19 protein-coding genes are annotated in these 17,447 nt (G+C 41.7%); 7 read left to right on the plus strand and 12 right to left on the minus strand.

Features of this window, described 5'->3' with window-relative positions; all coding sequences use genetic code 11:
- Positions 1-264 precede the first annotated feature (264 nt).
- Genes MKZ05_RS17240 through MKZ05_RS17250 form a run of 3 tightly spaced genes read right to left on the minus strand, consistent with a single transcriptional unit; the run spans position 265 to position 3,170 of the window.
- Complete coding sequence (locus MKZ05_RS17240; RefSeq protein ID WP_229200331.1) at positions 265-822, minus strand: response regulator transcription factor; 558 nt, start codon at positions 820-822, stop codon at positions 265-267.
- 13 nt (positions 823-835) lie between these two features.
- Positions 836-2,197: a HAMP domain-containing sensor histidine kinase gene (locus tag MKZ05_RS17245; RefSeq protein ID WP_268453518.1), complete on the minus strand. Its 1,362-nt coding sequence runs from the start codon at positions 2,195-2,197 to the stop codon at positions 836-838.
- Between the two features lie 4 nt (positions 2,198-2,201).
- Entirely contained in the window at positions 2,202-3,170 is a 969-nt protein-coding gene (locus MKZ05_RS17250; RefSeq protein WP_226804352.1) for an alpha/beta hydrolase family protein, read from the minus strand.
- Positions 3,171-3,588: 418 nt separating this feature from the next.
- Here MKZ05_RS17250 and MKZ05_RS17255 point away from each other — a divergent pair, with 418 nt between their 5' ends.
- On the plus strand, positions 3,589-3,723 hold the full coding sequence (locus tag MKZ05_RS17255; RefSeq protein WP_260406807.1) for a hypothetical protein: 135 nt from the start codon (positions 3,589-3,591) through the stop codon (positions 3,721-3,723).
- A gap of 199 nt (positions 3,724-3,922) precedes the next feature.
- Here the strand turns inward: MKZ05_RS17255 and MKZ05_RS17260 are convergent, their stop codons facing one another.
- Entirely contained in the window at positions 3,923-4,402 is a 480-nt protein-coding gene (locus tag MKZ05_RS17260; protein WP_137054239.1) for an Lrp/AsnC family transcriptional regulator, read from the minus strand.
- A gap of 145 nt (positions 4,403-4,547) precedes the next feature.
- Between MKZ05_RS17260 and MKZ05_RS17265 the strand changes: the two genes are divergently transcribed.
- The 6 genes from MKZ05_RS17265 to MKZ05_RS17290 all read left to right on the plus strand — a co-directional run bounded on the left by MKZ05_RS17265 (position 4,548) and on the right by MKZ05_RS17290 (position 10,648).
- Positions 4,548-5,780: an MFS transporter gene (locus MKZ05_RS17265; protein ID WP_050944482.1), complete on the plus strand. Its 1,233-nt coding sequence runs from the start codon at positions 4,548-4,550 to the stop codon at positions 5,778-5,780.
- 149 nt (positions 5,781-5,929) lie between these two features.
- Positions 5,930-6,532, plus strand: coding sequence for a hypothetical protein (locus MKZ05_RS17270; RefSeq protein ID WP_003215386.1), 603 nt, complete (start codon positions 5,930-5,932; stop codon positions 6,530-6,532).
- Position 6,533: 1 nt separating this feature from the next.
- Positions 6,534-7,241: a cupin domain-containing protein gene (locus MKZ05_RS17275; RefSeq protein WP_050944483.1), complete on the plus strand. Its 708-nt coding sequence runs from the start codon at positions 6,534-6,536 to the stop codon at positions 7,239-7,241.
- Entirely contained in the window at positions 7,238-7,999 is a 762-nt protein-coding gene (locus tag MKZ05_RS17280; protein ID WP_137054238.1) for a glucose 1-dehydrogenase, read from the plus strand. Before MKZ05_RS17275 ends, MKZ05_RS17280 begins: the two co-directional genes overlap by 4 nt.
- Before the next feature lie 15 nt (positions 8,000-8,014).
- Entirely contained in the window at positions 8,015-9,436 is a 1,422-nt protein-coding gene (locus tag MKZ05_RS17285) for an ATP-grasp domain-containing protein (RefSeq protein ID WP_137054237.1), read from the plus strand.
- 18 nt (positions 9,437-9,454) lie between these two features.
- Positions 9,455-10,648 carry an aminotransferase class I/II-fold pyridoxal phosphate-dependent enzyme gene (locus MKZ05_RS17290; RefSeq protein WP_212045670.1) on the plus strand — a complete coding sequence of 398 codons (1,194 nt, stop codon included), beginning with the start codon at positions 9,455-9,457 and terminating at the stop codon, positions 10,646-10,648.
- A gap of 14 nt (positions 10,649-10,662) precedes the next feature.
- Here the strand turns inward: MKZ05_RS17290 and MKZ05_RS17295 are convergent, their stop codons facing one another.
- The 8 genes from MKZ05_RS17295 to MKZ05_RS17330 all read right to left on the minus strand — a co-directional run bounded on the left by MKZ05_RS17295 (position 10,663) and on the right by MKZ05_RS17330 (position 17,447).
- Positions 10,663-11,454, minus strand: coding sequence for an SDR family oxidoreductase (locus MKZ05_RS17295; RefSeq protein WP_276606902.1), 792 nt, complete (start codon positions 11,452-11,454; stop codon positions 10,663-10,665).
- Positions 11,455-11,556: 102 nt separating this feature from the next.
- Positions 11,557-12,012 carry a dTDP-4-dehydrorhamnose 3,5-epimerase family protein gene (locus tag MKZ05_RS17300; protein ID WP_003215275.1) on the minus strand — a complete coding sequence of 152 codons (456 nt, stop codon included), beginning with the start codon at positions 12,010-12,012 and terminating at the stop codon, positions 11,557-11,559.
- Positions 12,005-12,859: a dTDP-4-dehydrorhamnose reductase gene (gene rfbD / locus MKZ05_RS17305; RefSeq protein WP_003214612.1), complete on the minus strand. Its 855-nt coding sequence runs from the start codon at positions 12,857-12,859 to the stop codon at positions 12,005-12,007. Before rfbD ends, MKZ05_RS17300 begins: the two co-directional genes overlap by 8 nt.
- 3 nt (positions 12,860-12,862) lie before the next feature.
- Positions 12,863-13,828 carry a dTDP-glucose 4,6-dehydratase gene (rfbB, locus tag MKZ05_RS17310; RefSeq protein WP_106032080.1) on the minus strand — a complete coding sequence of 322 codons (966 nt, stop codon included), beginning with the start codon at positions 13,826-13,828 and terminating at the stop codon, positions 12,863-12,865.
- Positions 13,825-14,565 (minus strand): sugar phosphate nucleotidyltransferase, encoded by a 741-nt coding sequence (locus tag MKZ05_RS17315; RefSeq protein ID WP_212045672.1) that lies wholly within the window; start codon positions 14,563-14,565, stop codon positions 13,825-13,827. The genes rfbB and MKZ05_RS17315 overlap by 4 nt, the downstream gene beginning before the upstream one ends.
- A 2-nt stretch (positions 14,566-14,567) precedes the next feature.
- Positions 14,568-15,596 carry a glycosyltransferase gene (locus MKZ05_RS17320; protein WP_050944490.1) on the minus strand — a complete coding sequence of 343 codons (1,029 nt, stop codon included), beginning with the start codon at positions 15,594-15,596 and terminating at the stop codon, positions 14,568-14,570.
- Positions 15,593-16,333, minus strand: a complete 741-nt coding sequence (locus MKZ05_RS17325) for a glycosyltransferase family protein (protein ID WP_212045673.1) — start codon at positions 16,331-16,333, stop codon at positions 15,593-15,595. The genes MKZ05_RS17320 and MKZ05_RS17325 overlap by 4 nt, the downstream gene beginning before the upstream one ends.
- The gene (locus MKZ05_RS17330; RefSeq protein ID WP_339160673.1) at positions 16,323-17,447 is read right to left on the minus strand and encodes an N-acetylneuraminate synthase family protein; all 1,125 of its coding nucleotides are present in this window, start codon (positions 17,445-17,447) and stop codon (positions 16,323-16,325) included. Before MKZ05_RS17330 ends, MKZ05_RS17325 begins: the two co-directional genes overlap by 11 nt.

A 17,447-nucleotide genomic window follows, 5' to 3' on the forward strand; every position in this document is an offset into this window, starting at 1 on the left:
TCCCTGAAATTGATGATAGTGCTCAGATTAATGAAAAGCTTATGCATGTACTTAATAAATGTCAGGTGGCGAAATAGAGTTTATTCAATCATTTTTATCAACTACTGTTCTTTCACATATGAACAATATTGCCCCCTCATACAATCCTTCAACGAATTAAGTGATAAGGAACGTGACTTATTGAGGGCATTTTTAAATTCGATTACGAATATTACTTTACAAGATGATAAAACAAAAAGGGAGGGTTAATTTTATACCCCCCCTTTATTTAAGTTTCTCCTTTATCGTCTTCAACTGTTTTTTTATTGTTTCGACCGATTTAAACAAATGTTCCGCGATCTGCACTCTTGTTAACCCTTTTTCTTTTAATTTATAAACCTCTCTTTCGGCCGGAGTTAATATGCTAGCTTTTCTCTCCATACGCAGTTCATTAATCAACAGGCTTGAAACATCAGCATTTAATGTAACCTTATCTATAAAAGCTTCTCTAATAAATTTTGGGATATCTTTGTACGATGACTTGTTAATGTAATTCATGGCCCCTTGATCAAATGACTCTAGAATGATTGCAGGCTCTTCCCAGGAAGTAAGCATGATGATCTTCTGGAAACCTCTTTCAACCAACTCTTTTGATAAATCTAAACCGCCTAATTCCTCATCTTCAGATAAAGTTAAATCCATAAGTATAATATCAATTTCATGATTCTCCAGCTGCAAGGCTTCACTTTTTGTGAAAGCTTTTTTTACAACAACCATATCTTTTTCTTTCGAAATTAAGTCGCTAATACCCTTCATCCACACTGGATCATCCTCAACAATCATTACCTTGATCCTATTATCCATAGCTTTCACCAACAATTTCTTTTTTCGAACTTGATTTTAAGTTGCTAACTCTGTTTCTAGGAATAGTTAAGGTTATAGTTGTTCCCTCTCCTAGTTGGCTATTTACTTTTATGCTGCCGTTATGTTTTGTCATGACGTTATAACAATATGTTAAGCCAAGACCAAAATTTCCAACCTTCTTTTTTGTAGAGAAAAACGGGTCTAACATTTTAGCCTGCATTTCTTTATTAACGCCCTTTCCATTATCAGCGACATCAATATGTAATTTACGACGCACCTGGTAGACTCTGATCTTTATCTGTTTATTATCCTTCATTGCTTCCATCGCGTTTTCCATTAAATTTAATAACGTTTCTTGCAAGTGAATAGGATCTGCATAGATATTCGCATCCACTTCAAATAATTTCTTTAATTGTACAGTGCTGATCTGTGGCTGAAGTAGTTCAACACTTGAATTAACAAGGTCTATAATATTAAATTCTGTTTCCTTTAATTCCATAATATCTAGTTTACTTTGAATACGGCTCGACAACTCAAACAAGTGAGTGGCTGATTTAAGAATCATATCAACTGATTCCTGGTTTTCCCCAAATTTTGACTCTTTGAGGTCATTTGCAAGAAGATCTATTTTTGCTACTTCATTTTTTATTGAATGATTTAATAAGGCAGTACCAGATGTTACTGCCTTCATGGTTAAGTCTCTTCTTTGTTTTTCAAACTTTATTTGTACTCCCAGGAAGCCATATTTGATTATAAAATAAACAAATAATACAAAAGCAATAGCTATTACCCAAGGGTTTAGCATCCACACACCAAATATTCCAAAGGCTTCTAAAATTATATTGGTGAATACCGCGAATAAGAGTGTTGGTACAATAACTAGACAAGTATAAATTTTTTGTCTTTTGCTTGTTATACTCTTATCTGTATATGCTGCATAAACCATCAATCCTAAAGAAATAAAGACGTATGGTACGACCCATAATGAAAGAACTACATGATGTGTTTGCCATAGAGGGAATTCCGTAAAGTAAATTTGCATAATGATTACGGGTATGAACAAAATTATTTTCCAAATGAAACTTTGCTTTTTACTTTTGATTATTTCTGAAAACACAAGGCCGAAAATCATGATTGCATATGCTGTTCCATAGTGTCCAATAGATGATGTAATGTAATGGATTAGCTGTAGATGGCTAGATGAACCATCCAAGTAATACGACAAAATTACACTTAAACCACCAAAACCACCAAAAAATCCAATAAAGCTACCCCATCTTGTTTTTTCATTTTCAGGATAAGTAAGAAACAAAACTAAACTCATGGCCCACAACAATGCAGTTAGGATGAACATCATTTTATTTCCTTAGCCTACTTTCAATAAATTGAAGTGTGTCAGCTGCTATTCTATTTCTAGATAGAACAATTCCAGCATGCCCACAACTGTATACGTGCCTTTTAGGTTGATTCCAGCTATTCCACAGAGTATCAGCATCGTTTATGTCGATATACATGTCATATTTTCCTGATATTAAGAGTACATTTTCTTTGTCTACGAGAAGTTTTGCTTTACTAGGGTTGATAATATCCCAAGCTTTGTCGAGTTCTTCATACGTTGTCCCATGTTCCTCCAGATCTCTTCGTATATACTTCCCAGGAAGAGTGTTCCAGATGGAATGCGCAATATTATTCGCATAAAAAGCTGATACAACAATATTCACGTCTTTCTCGACTGTTGCTAATAAGTTTGTTAGCCACCCTCCTAAACTAATACCAACTACGATTATTTCCCCACCTTCATTTTCCTTGATCCATTTAATCAGCCCTCTAAGTTCAACAATAGCTTGCTGGGAGGATTGCACTGTTCGACTTATATTGGCGCTAATCATGTGTTCACCAGAATATGTTGAATTTTGCGGTTCCCTATCGAAATGATAAGGCAACGTGTAGTAATACATATTCCAATCATAACTTTTAACGATCTTATCGTGATAAATCTTCTTGATTCTGTCGTATGAATCCATACGCCATCCATGTACGAAGATTACATTGGGCTTGTATTTTGACTCTTTTCGTAAAAACACTTCCCCAGAAACCTTGTCATTCTTATCTACACCAGATTTGATGCTTGAATTAAAAGAAAATATTCCACTTTTTAAGTTTGTTGTATGGTTATCGATGTGAAATTCTAAATCAATTGGCTGAGTACTAAAAAAACGACCCCTATTACCTACGTCAATAGGCAGGTTATTATAGTGACTTTCTTTGCTTCTTGTTCTGTGCATATCCATTAATGCTGCGTAATCTATTACTTTTAAAAGCTTCAAAAGAATTAACTCCTTTAAACCCAAATTATTACTATACGAATATTTTAGCATAAAAAGGTTATTTTTTTGGAAACAAATTAAATAAATAAATTGATAAATGAAAGCTTATTAGTAAGCCAATAATGTGTAATTAACAAGATAGATTAAAGTAACCATTAATATAAAAATACACAATAAAAAGACAAAAAATATAAGGGAAATCATAAAAGACCTTGTCGATGCATATATATCAATAGGTTGAGAGACTTTAAAGATTAATATAAATCCACATCAACAAACTCACATCAGCCATAATACCTTATTAACAATTCACATTTTTATAAATACATTTAGTCTGTTTAAGATATCTTGAAATACAGAATTTTATTTTCTATATATGCCCTCAGCCATTCTGCCTTTAATATAGGGAATGCCGGCGGTGCAGCGCTTGGCGGTCTTGCTATCGAAAACACATTTACAGCTTGTTTCGTTATTTGCTGCAGCTGTGACATTTATTGGTCTTATCATTACGATTATGAGCTATCAGTCAGATAAACGAATAAAAAGGACCTGAGACAGGTCCTTTCAGCGTGTAGACAAACCCTCGCATTCGTTGTCAGTCCTGCGCTCCAATGCTCACGAATGTCAAATTCGCTCCGCTCCGGCGCTCGCCCTTCCTAGACTTCAAAGGTTTTCTATCACGCTGAGCTGAAAAGAAGACACAGGGCTAAAATAAAGATCATTTTAGCCCTGTGTCAACAATCTGAAACTTTTTATTTCACCACGGTCACTTCTGGCTCTTCTATTGGTTTCACACGTTCCTGAATGGGATGAGAAAAAGAGTGCCCTGATAAGACGATATGAGATACTGTTTTGGTAAACCCAGACACTGCCTGAATAAAGGCTTCAATTTCTTCAAGGGAAGCGACAGACAGCTTAATGAAAAAGCATGACTGCCCTGCCACTCGATAAGCAAAAAAAGCGCGTGGGTGCTGATTCATAAAAGCCACAAAACGTTGATACTCCCCGTTTAGCACTGTGACTTCCAGCAGGCAGTCAATCATAAGCCCTAATTTTTTATAGTTAACCTGAACCGAATACCCTTCGATAATCCCTGCATCTTCTAATTTACGCACTCTTTCTGCTACCGCAGGTGCGGATAAATTGACCCGCTTGGACAATTCCCTCATAGATAAGCGGGCATCTTCTTTCAATTCATTTAAAATATGCACATCAACATCGGTGATTTTCATTCGTACCTCTCCTATCCAAAAATCGTTCCATTTGAAAAGTATTTTATGATAATACTTATGATGCGAAATGTAAAATAAAACTAAATAATGGTAGAATTTATTTTAACGGAATTGAATGAAAAAGCAAGTTTGGAGGGATCACCTGATGAAAGAATCTTTAGACAGCCAGGCTTCTAAAACATTTCCCATCACACTTGCCATTGCGCTCACACTTGGCGTCTTTGCGGCGGGATCGGAAGAACTGGTGATTTCACCACTGCTGCCTGATTTATCAAACTCTTTTCAGCACTCTCTTGATATTCTCGCCCTTTCCATCAGCATTTATGGGTTAGCTGTGCTGGTTGGAGCCCCGCTGCTTGTTCCTTTAGGGGACCGGTATTCAAGGGAGCTATGCCTGATTATCGGGCTTTCTTTCTTTTTGATTGGCACCGTAATGTGTGCGGCTGCCCCGAATCTGGCCGTATTTTTTGCAGGCCGTGCTATTTCTGGGCTGGCGACCGGTGTATTTGTGCCAACAGCCTATGCGCTTGTGGGTGACCGGGTTCCTTATGAATATCGAGGCAAAGTGATGGGGCTCATTGTGTCGAGTTGGTCTCTTTCTCTTGTCCTTGGTGTACCAATTGGCGCCTTCATCGGGCAGAGTTTAAACTGGCGATGGACCTTTTGGATTTTCGCCATCATGAGTCTCATTGTCCTGCTGCTCGTCATCCTTGAATCTCGTAAACAAACCGCCACAGCGAATACAGGAACACCTCAAGCTAGGGAGAAAGCTGGCTCTTTATGGGGAGCTTTGAAAATTGATCGTGTCCCCGCCTATTTGACCGTGACATTTTGTAATATGCTTGGATTTTATGGCATGTACTCGTTTTTAGGAGCGTATCTACAAAGTTTGTTTTCTGGAGGGCAATCGACGGCAGGACTTCTGATCATGGCTTACGGTGTCGGTTTTTCCATGAGTGTATTTACAGGGAAATTAGCAGACTGGTTTGGCAAAACTCGTTCTCTTTTCTTTGTGCTGGGCGGCATTACGCTCGTTCTCGCCTTACTTCCTTATGCTCCTTTCTCATGGACATTGCTGATTTTTGCCCTATTTATTTGGGGTGCCATGCAAAGTTTATCTGTCACGCTTTTGAGCACTGTTCTAAGTGACTGCTCCCAAACCCACCGAGGCAAAGTGATGGCTTTTTACAGCCTTGCGTCCAATCTTGCCGTTATGCTTGGTTCCGCTCTTATGGGACCTGTCTATGTCCATTTCGGCTATCATACGGTAGGGCTTGTATGTGCTCTCGTTACGCTTGTTGGTTTTCTTATTAGCTTCGTCAGCTATAAACGTGAACGAACCTTACAGCAGAAACATAAAAACACATTTGAAACGTAAGTTCAATTCACTGCACATCTAGGTATGTGCAGTTTTTTAGATCAATTTTTAATATCATCATAAAATACATTTTTTATAAATTTTGTTGACAATTGCCAATTTTATTTTTTATAATCTAGTAAAAATTTGAAAAAGATTGGATGGTAAACATGATCTTAAAGAATGATGTTTTTCATTTCAAAGAAGAGCCCATCGTTTCACCTAAGATGTTTACAGTCAATACACTAGGCCCTAAGGGGACAAGCAGTGAATACGCAGCAAAACACTTCATCTCTCATTCCACCACCACTCTCGGCACTCATACGAAACTATCCCTTTATGACACATTCGAAACTTGCATTGAACATACTCTCTCTCACGCACTCCAATACACTCTCGTTCCACACGCATACGAAGGAATCAAACACTTCTACATGAGACCTGACCTGCAGCTCTTACAAATTTTCAGATGTGACACACCCATGTATGGCTTGGCTGTCAGACCAGATTTTCCATTTCAAGAACAAATGCTTCACCATTTAAAAATTGTCTCTCACCCTGCACCTGTCAATTTGATTCAATATTTCATTCACCAAAATGCTGAATTTGAGCTAGTCAATTCGACAAGTACTGCCGCACAAAAAGTAAGAGACGGCGAATTTGATTTCGCTTTAACCAATGAGGTAGCCAGAGCCACATATGGCCTCACCTTCGTTCGAACGTTTAAAAGTATTCCTATGAGCTGGTCCATATTCGGAAAAGGAGAGATATAATATGCAAACTGAACAAAAAACGCAAGAACGATATTTTCCACAAGCCAAAAAAATAGAATGGGAGAATGGTGTCACACAATATTCCACGGTCAGAGGTGATACGGAAGTGCTCATCTCATACGTCCCTCCTCACACGATCATTAAACCTCACGAGCATCCCGAAGCACAAATCGGCATCGTATTAAAAGGCGAGCTTCAAATGACAGTCGGCCCATCGACCCAATTGCTTACCCCTTTAGAATCAGCGTATATCGCACCACCTTTTGTCCCTCACGGCGCTTCTAACCTGACAGATGAAGAAGTGATTGCTATTGATATTAAGAGATTAAAAGATGGCGAGGAATACACGGCGCCTCCTACTTATTTCTTAGACATTTTCAAAACACGAGATTTACTTCCTGGCATGGAAGTGACCTTTTTTGTTGAGGATTGGATGGAGCTCATGATAGCCAACATTCCTGGAAATGGCGGAGAAATGCCTTTTCACAAACACCGGAATGAACAAATCGGCATTTGCATTAGCGGAGGTTATGATATGACGATTGAAGGCTTTACAGAGAAAATGGAATTTGGTACTACCTACTTTTGTGACCCTAGGGAAGACCACGGTGCGATAAATCCAAAGCTGGAAGCATCAAAGTCTATTAATCTCTTCTTCCCTCCCCGCTATAATCGGTTGAAGCCAAAAGCGTCTAAGGTGAAGAAATGAACCTCGATGGAAAAGTCGTCCTGATTACAGGAGGTGCATCGGGAATTGGGCTTGCTGCAGTCAAGCTTTTCCTTGAGCACGGAGCAAAAGTCGCAGTGGCTGACATCAATGAAAAAAGCGGCAAACAGCTCGTCGAATCATTGGCGCACGAGCATGTTGCGTTTTTCAAAACAGATATTACGAATGAGTCTGACTGTCAAAAAACCGTTCAGTCTGTGCTGACCCAGTTTGGGACAATCGATGTGCTGATTAACAATGCAGGCATTGAAATTGTCTCTCCCGTTCACGAGATGACACTAGAGGATTGGAACCACATTGTACAGGTCAACCTGACGGGTGTATTTCTCATGAGTAAGCATGCTTTGCCGCATATGCTTGAAAAAAAAAGCGGAAGTATTATCAATACCGGATCTGTCGGGGGTCTTGTCGGCTGGCCTGACATCCCTGCCTATAACGCAACAAAGGGCGGTGTCATCCAGCTGACCAAATCGATGGCGGTCGACTATGCCGCCCATCAAATCAGAGTGAACTGTATCGCCCCAGGCATTATTGATACACCATTAAATGAAAAATCCTTTTCAGACAATCATTCAGAAAGCCTTGAGGTTGTTAAAAAGGAAAAAGCAAAGGTGAACCCATTACTTCGTCTCGGAAAACCCGAAGAAATTGCGGGCGTCATGCTGTTTCTCGCCTCTGATCTATCCAGCTATATGACTGGAAGTGTTGTCACAGCAGATGGCGGTTACACCGCTAGATAAAAAGGAGTGCTTTCATTGAGTAAAAAAACCGTACTTGTCATTGCTGATCTAGGAGGATGCCCGCCCCATATGTTTTACGAAAGCGTGGCTGCATCGTATCATATCGTTTCTTATATCCCGAGACCTTTTGCTATTACAAAGGGACACGCTGAGCTAATCGAAAAATACTCTATTGCGGTCATCAAAGATCGAGATTATTTTGACAAAAACCCTTCTTTTGAACACCCAGATTCGATTTACTGGGCACATGATGATTATCTAAAATCCGAGGAAGAGGTGGTGGACGACCTAGTTCGCGTCGCTTCCTTTTTCAAAGCGGATGCGATCACCACCAATAATGAATTATTCATTGCACCAATGGCAAAAGCCGCTGAGCGACTTGGGCTGCGCGGCGCTGGGGTAAAGGCAGCTGAATTAGCGCGTGATAAAAGCCAAATGAGGGCTGCATTCAACGCAGCTGGGGTCAAAGCAGTAAAAACTCAGCCTGTCACGACTTTAGCTGATTTTCAGCAAGCCATTGAACATATTGGTACACCGCTTATTTTAAAGCCTACATATTTAGCAAGCTCCATTGGCGTGACCCTTTTTCATGACCGATCCGGCAGTGATGATCTCTTTTTAAACGTACAATCCTATTTGCAAACCATTCCCGTTCCAAACGCTGTGACGTATGAAGCACCGTTTGTCGCTGAAACGTACTTAGAGGGGGCTTACGAGGATTGGTATCAAGACGACGGCTATTCTGATTATGTCAGTGTAGAAGGATTAGTTGTTGAGGGTGAATATATCCCTTTTGTCATTCATGATAAGACACCTCAAATCGGCTTTACAGAAACGGCTCATATCACTCCGTCGATCCTAGACAATGAAGCCCAGCAAATCATCATTGAGGCAGCGAGGAAAGCAAATGAAGGATTAGGTCTTGAAAACTGTGCCACTCATACAGAAATCAAGCTTATGAAACATCGAGAAACCGGACTGATCGAATCAGCAGCTAGATTTGCTGGCTGGAATATGATTCCGAATATCAAAAAGGTCTTTGGGGTGGATATGGCTAAGTTGCTGATTGATGTATTAGTCGATGGAAAAAAAGCTAATTTGCCAAAAGAACTACTTTCTGGACATACGCATTATGTAGCAGACTGTCATTTATACCCTCAGCATTTCAAAGAGAGCGGACACATTCCGCCTGAGGCCACACACATCACCATTGATCATGTGCATATTCCGCAGGACACTTTAGTTGGAGATACTGTCATCATCAGCGAATCTGTCCCACCTAAAGGAACCTTTGTAGATCTATCTTTATTTGAAGCATTTAATGGCATCGTGTCTCTTGAATTAAAAGGGTCGTCTTCTCAGGATGTTGCCGCCTCCATCCGTAACATTCAAAAGCAGGCAGCCATTCAGTTAATGGATGAATTAGTGAAGGGATAAGAAAGAGAGGATTTCGTGGTGAAGATCTTACCATCTTACATGATTGAACGGCTGCCAGAACAAAAATTTGGAACCGTATTTGAGAAAATTGCGCATAAAACACAACACGGAGCGAACATTGTGAACCTTGGTCAGGGAAATCCTGATCTTCCTACTCCGGCGCACATTGTGAATGCCCTTCAAGAGGCAGCAGGCTCTTTGCAATTTCAGCAATATGCACCTTTTAGAGGCTTTGACTTTTTCAAGCAAGCCATTGCAGATTTCTACAGAAAGGAATTCGGCATTGAGGTTGACCCGAAGAAGGAAATTGCCCTTTTCAATGGAGGAAAAACAGGCCTTTATGTGATGAGTCAGTGCCTGCTTGATCCAGGGAACATTGCCCTCGTCCCCGATCCGGGATACCCAGAATATCATTCAGGTATCTTGATGGCGGACGCAAAGCCACATTGCATCCAGCTTGAAAAGAAAAATGGCTATTTGCCGAATTTCTCTTCAATTGATCCAGACGTGTTAAAAAAGGCAAAGGTGCTTTTCTTAAATTATCCGAATAACCCAACTGGTGCTGTGGCGAATGAAGCTTTTTTTGAAGAGGCTGCAGAATTTGCGTCCGCTCACGATCTGCATGTGATTCATGATTTTGCTTATGGTTCCTTTCATTATGAGCAAAAACCAGTGAGCTTTCTAAAGGCTCCTCTTGGGAAAAACGTAGGAGTGGAATTATATTCTTTATCCAAAACATTCAATATGGCAGGATGGAGAGTCGCTTTTGCTGTAGGCAATGAGGACATCATTCATGCCATTAACGCCTTCCAGGATCATGTGTTTGTCAGTATGTATGGTGGATTTCAGCATGCCGCCACCGTCGCTTTACAAAGTGATGACTGTCATATTCAATCATTGAAAGAAGTCTACATTGAACGAATGGCTTTCTTCATCCGTCAAGCGGAGAAGCAGCTTGGCTGGACCATTGAACGTCCAGCCGGCGCCTTTTATTTGTGGGCACCGATTCCTGATGATTTCGAGGATTCTCATGCATTTGCCGACTATTTACTCGAGCATGCAGATGTCGTCGTGACGCCTGGGGGTGTGTTTGGAACACATGGAAGACATCATGTCCGCATCTCAATGGTGGCGCCAATTGAACAGCTTGCCCTTTTTATCGATCGGCTGCATATACTGCCGATTCGTTTTCAACAAAAAACCCGCATATAGCGGGTTTTTCATATTTATATACTTTTCATCGAACCACCATCGACAGATATTTGCTGTCCGGTGAGATACGAGGCTTCCTCTGAAGCAATAAATGCCGCCAATGAAGCCATTTCACTCGCTGAACCTACTCTTTGCATCGGGATTCCTGACGCAACAGCCTGTACAGCTTCTTCGCGTGATAATGACTGCTCACGCATCATGTTTTCGATAAACTGTTCATATCGATCTGTAGCAATAAATCCTGGGTTTAAACAATTCACTGTGATCCCTGAAGGCGCAAGCTGTGTGGCTGCATTTTTACTAGCATTGATAATCGCTGCATTCATCATACTGTTCGTAAACATTTGATCACCAGGTTCCTTCCAAAGGTTCCCGACAATTTGAATGATCCGGCCATATTCATGTCTTTTCATCATCGCTGCCGCACGTTTCATCATATCAATGTACGCTAGGGCTTTCTGAGAAAATGCTGCCAGCATCTGCTCACTTTCACATGAATTAAAAGTATCTGGCTTCCCTCCTGGAATGTTATTAATCAACACATCCAGTCTGCCAAACTCTTGATCTATTGCCGCAAAGGCCTCAGCTCGCACTCCTTCATGCGACATATCACCACAGAAAAGAGACACCGGCTCCTTTGTTTCTGCCATACGCTCAATATGCTGCCGCGCATCTTCTAGTAAGGATTGATTTCTAGAATTGATGATGACCTTTACATGGTCCTGGGCGGCAAGCTTTATGGCGATTGCCTTTCCAATCCCTGTACTTGCCCCTGTTACAAATGCAATTCTTTTAGACAAACTCATCCACATCCCTTTTCTGCTTAACTTAGAAAAATACATAAAATGACACTTATAGAATGTATTTCAACAAAAAAAGACCTTTCTCCTGCGAAAGGCCTTTGTTCTTTATTTAAATGTCGTTTCCCAATCAAATCCGATTGTCTCGTCATTCCAAGCGATTCTCTTTTCATCTGGGTTTTTCGGGTCATAGGATTCTGTCGTGAAATAGACAATTTGCAGCGGCGTCTCGCCTAGTACCCGGTAGCCATGTGCGACACCCTTTGGGATGAGGAGGAGCATTGGATTGTCTTCCCCCATATAATACACATCGGTTTGACCCTTTGTAGGAGAGTCCTCACGCAAATCGTATAAAACGACCTGAGCATGACCTGCTGGGAAAAACCAAACGTCATCTTGCTTTTCATGATAATGAAAGGCTTTGATCACACCTGGAAAGCTTTTCGACCACGATGCCTGCCCAAAACGTTGCAGCATGGGCTCATCATCTCGAATGAGCTCTGCAAAAAAGCCGCGATCATCACAATGTTTCATGAGTTTTTTCGTTTGTACACCATCAATCATGCTGATGCCATCTCCCTTCTTTCTGCAAAAATTCGTGAAGCGCATCCTTCCAATGTCTCGGCTTCCAGCCTGTGGCTTCAATCGCTTGAAGGTCTAACACAGAATAGGCTGGACGAGGTGTTTGGAAGCCGTACTCTTCTGTGGAAATTGGCTCAATGGTCGTAGACAGGCCGCTTTTTGTCACAATTTCTGACGCAAAGTCAAACCAGGAACAGCTTTCTCGGTTACTGACATGATAAATTCCTGCCTGTTGATCAAATAAATGAATGATGGCCTCTGCGACATCCTTTGTATAAGTAGGTGAGCCTATTTGGTCATTCACGATGCGCAAATGATCCTTTGTTTCTGCGAGCCGAAGGATGGTATTCACAAAATTATGTCCCTCATGTCCGTATAGCCACGATGTACGGATAATTTTCACTTCGTCTGATACAAGATGAAGCAATTCCTCACCAAGCTTTTTACTTTTTCCATAAATGGTGTGAGGATCTGGCTGTGCATCGACTTGGTAAGGCGTGTCTGCTTGCCCGTCAAACACATAATCTGTACTGACATGTAGCACATCAGCCCCTATGTTCTTAGCCTCCAGCGCTGTATAGTAGGCGCCAATGCCATTAACAAGATACGCCTTTTCCGTTTCTGTTTCACACTGATCTACAGAGGTATATGCTGCTGCACTGACAACAATATTAGGGCGAAAGTGTCTCATCGCGTGTCTGACTGCTTGCTGGTCTGCGATATTGAGCATGCTCCTCGTTAAGGCAATGACGGTGATGTCTTTCTCCTTGAGCTGTCTGCTCAATTCTTTCCCTAGTTGCCCGCCTGCACCGGTGATTAAAACTTTCATCCGTCACCCTTCTTCGCTCTGATCATATTTGGCATGATACCAATTGATCGTTTTTTCAATACCTGCTTCAAATGATGTCTCCTGCGTCCAGCCAAGCTCCCGTTTTAGCTTACTGGCGTCAATCGCATACCGTCTGTCATGTCCTTTACGGTCTTCAACAAACGCAATACGGTCATGACTGATCCCGAGCTGCGTCAGAATGGTTTTGGTTAAATCGAGATTCGTTTTCTCGTTGCCGCCGCCAATATTGTACACTTGCCCAGCTGTTCCGTTTTCAAGGACCTGCTTTACAGCTCTCGCATGATCCTCTACATACAGCCAATCGCGAATCTGCTGGCCGTCCCCATAAATCGGGATCTTTTCTCCATTGATTGCTTTTCTAATAATCGTCGGTATTAATTTCTCTTCATGCTGATGCGGTCCATAGTTGTTGCTACATCTTGTGATCATTGCGGGTAATTGGTGAGTGTGGATATAAGATTTTACAAGCAGGTCTGAGCTTGCCTTGCTTGCTGAATAAGGATTATTCGGTGAAAGTGGTGTTTGTTCTGTGAAAGCAGGATCATCTGGCTCTAAATCTCCATATACTTCGTCTGTTGAAATATGAATAAGCTTTTTCGCCTTTCCTTTTAAGACCGCTTCAAGCATACGATAGGTACCGAGGACATTTGTTTGAATAAAAGGCTCTGCCGATTCAATACTGCGATCAACATGGGATTCCGCTGCAAAATGAATGATGGCATCATAGACTTCATCAAACGCTTGATCTAGCTCATGTTGAAGAGCGATATCCCCTTGAATAAAACGAAAATGAGACAGCTTTAATAATTCCTCCATCTCCTCTGGATGACTGGCATATGTTAACTTGTCAAAAACAGTGAGCCGGACATCTGTTTCCTGAAGCAACAGCTTCACAAAATTCAGTCCAATAAATCCAGCTCCGCCTGTAATTAAATAAGACTTCGTCATTCGTATCCCTCTTTTTTCTTCATCGTTTCAAACATTTTCGTCGATGCTTGGTGGAGAGATTCATGTGTTCCTGCATCAATCCACCACCCTTTTAACATATCATAGGTCAGCTGGCTATTTGAGATATAGAGATTGTTTACATCTGTAATCTCTAATTCGCCTCGATCTGACGGCGAGATTTTCTCAATATATTGAAAGACTTCTTGATCATAAAAATAGATACCCGTGACGCAGTAGGATGAACGCGGATGCTCCGGTTTTTCCTCAATTGATAAAATTCGGTGGTGGGTGGCATCAATTTCTGCAATACCAAACCGCTTTGGATCTGCCACTTCTTTCAACAGAACCTTCGCTCCGCTTTCTTGCTGCTGAAAGGCTTCAACAAAAGGGGTTAGCGATTCCTCAAATACATTATCACCAAGCATTAGCACAAACTTTTCCCCTTCTACAAAGGGCTTTGCGTAGGATAAGCCGTCCGAAATTCCAGAAGCTTCAGGCTGGACCTGATACACAATGTTCATCCCTAGTTCCTGATCGCCTTCAAGTAGCTTTTGAAACAGCGGGATTTGTTCTGCTTGTGATATGACCATTACATCCAATATTCCCGCTTCTTTCAATTTGAACAATGACCAATAAATCATCGGATATGGGCCAACCGGCAATAAATGCTTATTGAAAATCTTTGTTAAAGGTGCCAGTCGTGATCCCTTTCCTCCTGCTAAAATAACTCCCTTCACATCTACACATCCTTATGTTCTTTTTGGTGATGATTCATGAGGTGTATAAGAATGTTTTTCACTCGTTCGGTTCCTTTTCCATCAATGAGTGACCGTCCATTGAGATGGATGCTCCTGCGGAGAAAGTAGCTGCCGGATAGTCTGCGAGTAGCACGCCATATATCCTTTTCATCCACAAGGCGACCTAATCCAAGATGGTGACAGGCTCCCTTTTGTGCAAAACGAGTCGCTGTTACTGCTTGGTGGTCTACTTGCGAAAGGACAATGCTGGGCACTCCGATACAAACGGCCTCATATAACGTCATCCCGCCAGCAACAATCGCTAGATCGGCTTCTGCAAGACGGGCAGGTAATTGATCCGTATGACGAATGAATTGAATATGTGTAGCCTCGATTTCTTCTTCGATGCGAGAGGCTTTTCCTGTAACCGCTAGAATGTGTAAATGGCAAGCTTCGAGAAGTGCTGATACAGCCTTTGTTAATAATCCGCTTGGATCACTGCCTCCAAGGCTGATCACCACCTTCTTACATTCTTTGCGAACCTCATATGTGTCTTTTAATTTGCTGATCTCGTGATCTAACAATAAATAAGGTGTTCCATAAAAGTAGTCCGTTCCATTTACTTGCAGGTGCTTTTCATCCAGTCCACCATAAATGCCGTTTACGACAGCATCAGCAAGCTGGCAAGCTTCTGTTCTTTCTTCTTCAAATAAGACCAGTTTTGCATTTCTGGAGGACGCTTTGATCGATCGAAGGAACTGAAGGTCACAATCAAGGACATCGATTAGCAGAAGATTAGGATTTAGCTCTTTTATGTCCTGCTCCATTTGAAGGAATACGTTTGATTCCTGCACCAAATGAACGTGCCATGCTGGATGCGAGAGCATTTCTACACAAATCTGTTCATTTGTATAAAAATATAAGTCGTTTCCTTCTTGAATCAGTTCCTTTGCCAGCCGTTTCATTCTAACGACATGCCCCATCCCTCTTAAAAAACCACCGTACACAACAATCATGATTTTTTTATTCATTCAGCATCCTTCTGTCTCACAAATTGATTCAACCGAACAATATTAGGGTCTTGTTCACAAATGGCGATAAGCTCAGCCGTAGGCACAGTAATAGATCCACCGGCTTTCTCAAGTAAACGGGTAGCAAATACATAATCTTCTTCTGTATCAATCGTGAATCGATAAGCAGGATATGCGAGTTCTTTGGGCGGTGTGAATAATTGCAGTTGAAATCGATCAGGATGCTTTCGGATATACAGCGTGACATGCTCACGCTCCGGCTGCGTAAGGGGAAAATTGTCGATTTCACGTAAAATGGATGCGTCGATCATTTCCCCGGAAATACCGAGTGGCGTTCCAGTCGTATACGTATAATCAGCCTTCTTCCGTCTATGTTCTTCAAGCATTTTCGACAAAAGCGCCGGATCTATAAATGGATTATCTCCCGTTAAACGTACAATGGTTTGTGGTTCAAAATGTTGAGCTATCTTTGCGAATCGCTGCAATACATCCATCTCACTGCCACGAAATACCTTATAGCCCTTTGATAAACAATAATGAGCCAATAGATCATCTTCTGCTTCGACTGTTGTGGCGATCATGAGGTTCTGCGTTTTGTGATTGTAATGATCTGATTGCTTTACCCGTTCAACGATGAAATCGATCAATGCCATACCTCCGATCGGCTTCATCACCTTTTTTGGCAGTCTTGTTGAGCCCATTCTAGCCTGTATGACAAAGAGCACATCATTGATCATTTATAGACTCCTGCATGAGCACATCTTTCCACGAAACCCCTGTATGGGCTGGAATGTCTCTGACAGCCTTGACGCCAAGTAAAATTTCCATGTACCGCGGATGCAGACCTTGGCTTTTTTGTCCTGGACGTAATACGGCTAGATTTTCTTCGGTCAATGTCTCGCCCTTTGCAATCCCTTTTGTCGTAAAAATCCCTCGATACGCAAATTCACGAATCTGCCCTTCAATGGCTGTTGTCGTTTTAAAAGAACTGCCAAGGAGCTCCTCTGACACAGAATGAGCGTCTGTTTCTGATTGATTTCGGTCCTTTTCTGCCGCTCGAATATGCTGAACCATTTCCTTTAATTCTTCGGGATCGAGTGCAAAGGAATGATCGGCGCCAGGCAGCGTCTTATCTATCGTAAAATGCTTTTCAATCATGGCTGCCCCAAGCTTCACAGCAGCAACAGGGGCTTCAGTAGGATGCTCACTATGATCGGAAAAGCCGATGACTGCCTCAGGAAAAGCGGCGGCTAAGGTTTGGAGCACACGAAGATTCGTATAAGCTCTAGGTGCTGGATACTTTGCGACGCAATGCATGATGGCGACCTGATCGTTTTGCACGCTTGTAACCGCCTCATATGCTTCATGAACATCTGCAATAGTGGCTCCGGCAGTTGAGAAAATGATGGGCTTTTGAAAAGAAGCTGTGTGACGCAAAAGAGGCAAATGATTGATTTCATAGGATGCGAGTTTGAAAGCTGGTGGATCGGTTTGATTTAATAAATCCGCAGATTCTTCGTCACACACTGTGCTTAAAAATATTAGCCCTTTTTCCTCACAGCGGGTTAATAACACCGGCAGCCATTCTGGCGGCAGCTCCATTTGTTCGACTAAGGAAAAAATGGACACCTCTTCTCCCTTGGCTGTTTCGTATAAACCCGGTTCCTTTTGATACATCCGATCAGCTTGGAACATTTGAAACTTCACTGCATCGGCACCTGCTTCTTTTGCCACATCAATTAAAGCAAGCGCCTGATCCAGCTTTCCATCATGGTTAATGCCTGCCTCTGCAATGATAAAGACAGGCGCGCCATCCCCCACTTTGCGATCTCCAATGTAGAAATGCGCCAT

Origin of the sequence: Bacillus sp. FSL M8-0277 (assembly GCF_037975305.1) — a bacterium.
In the GTDB taxonomy this organism is placed as follows: Bacteria; Bacillota; Bacilli; order Bacillales; family Bacillaceae; genus Bacillus; species Bacillus pumilus.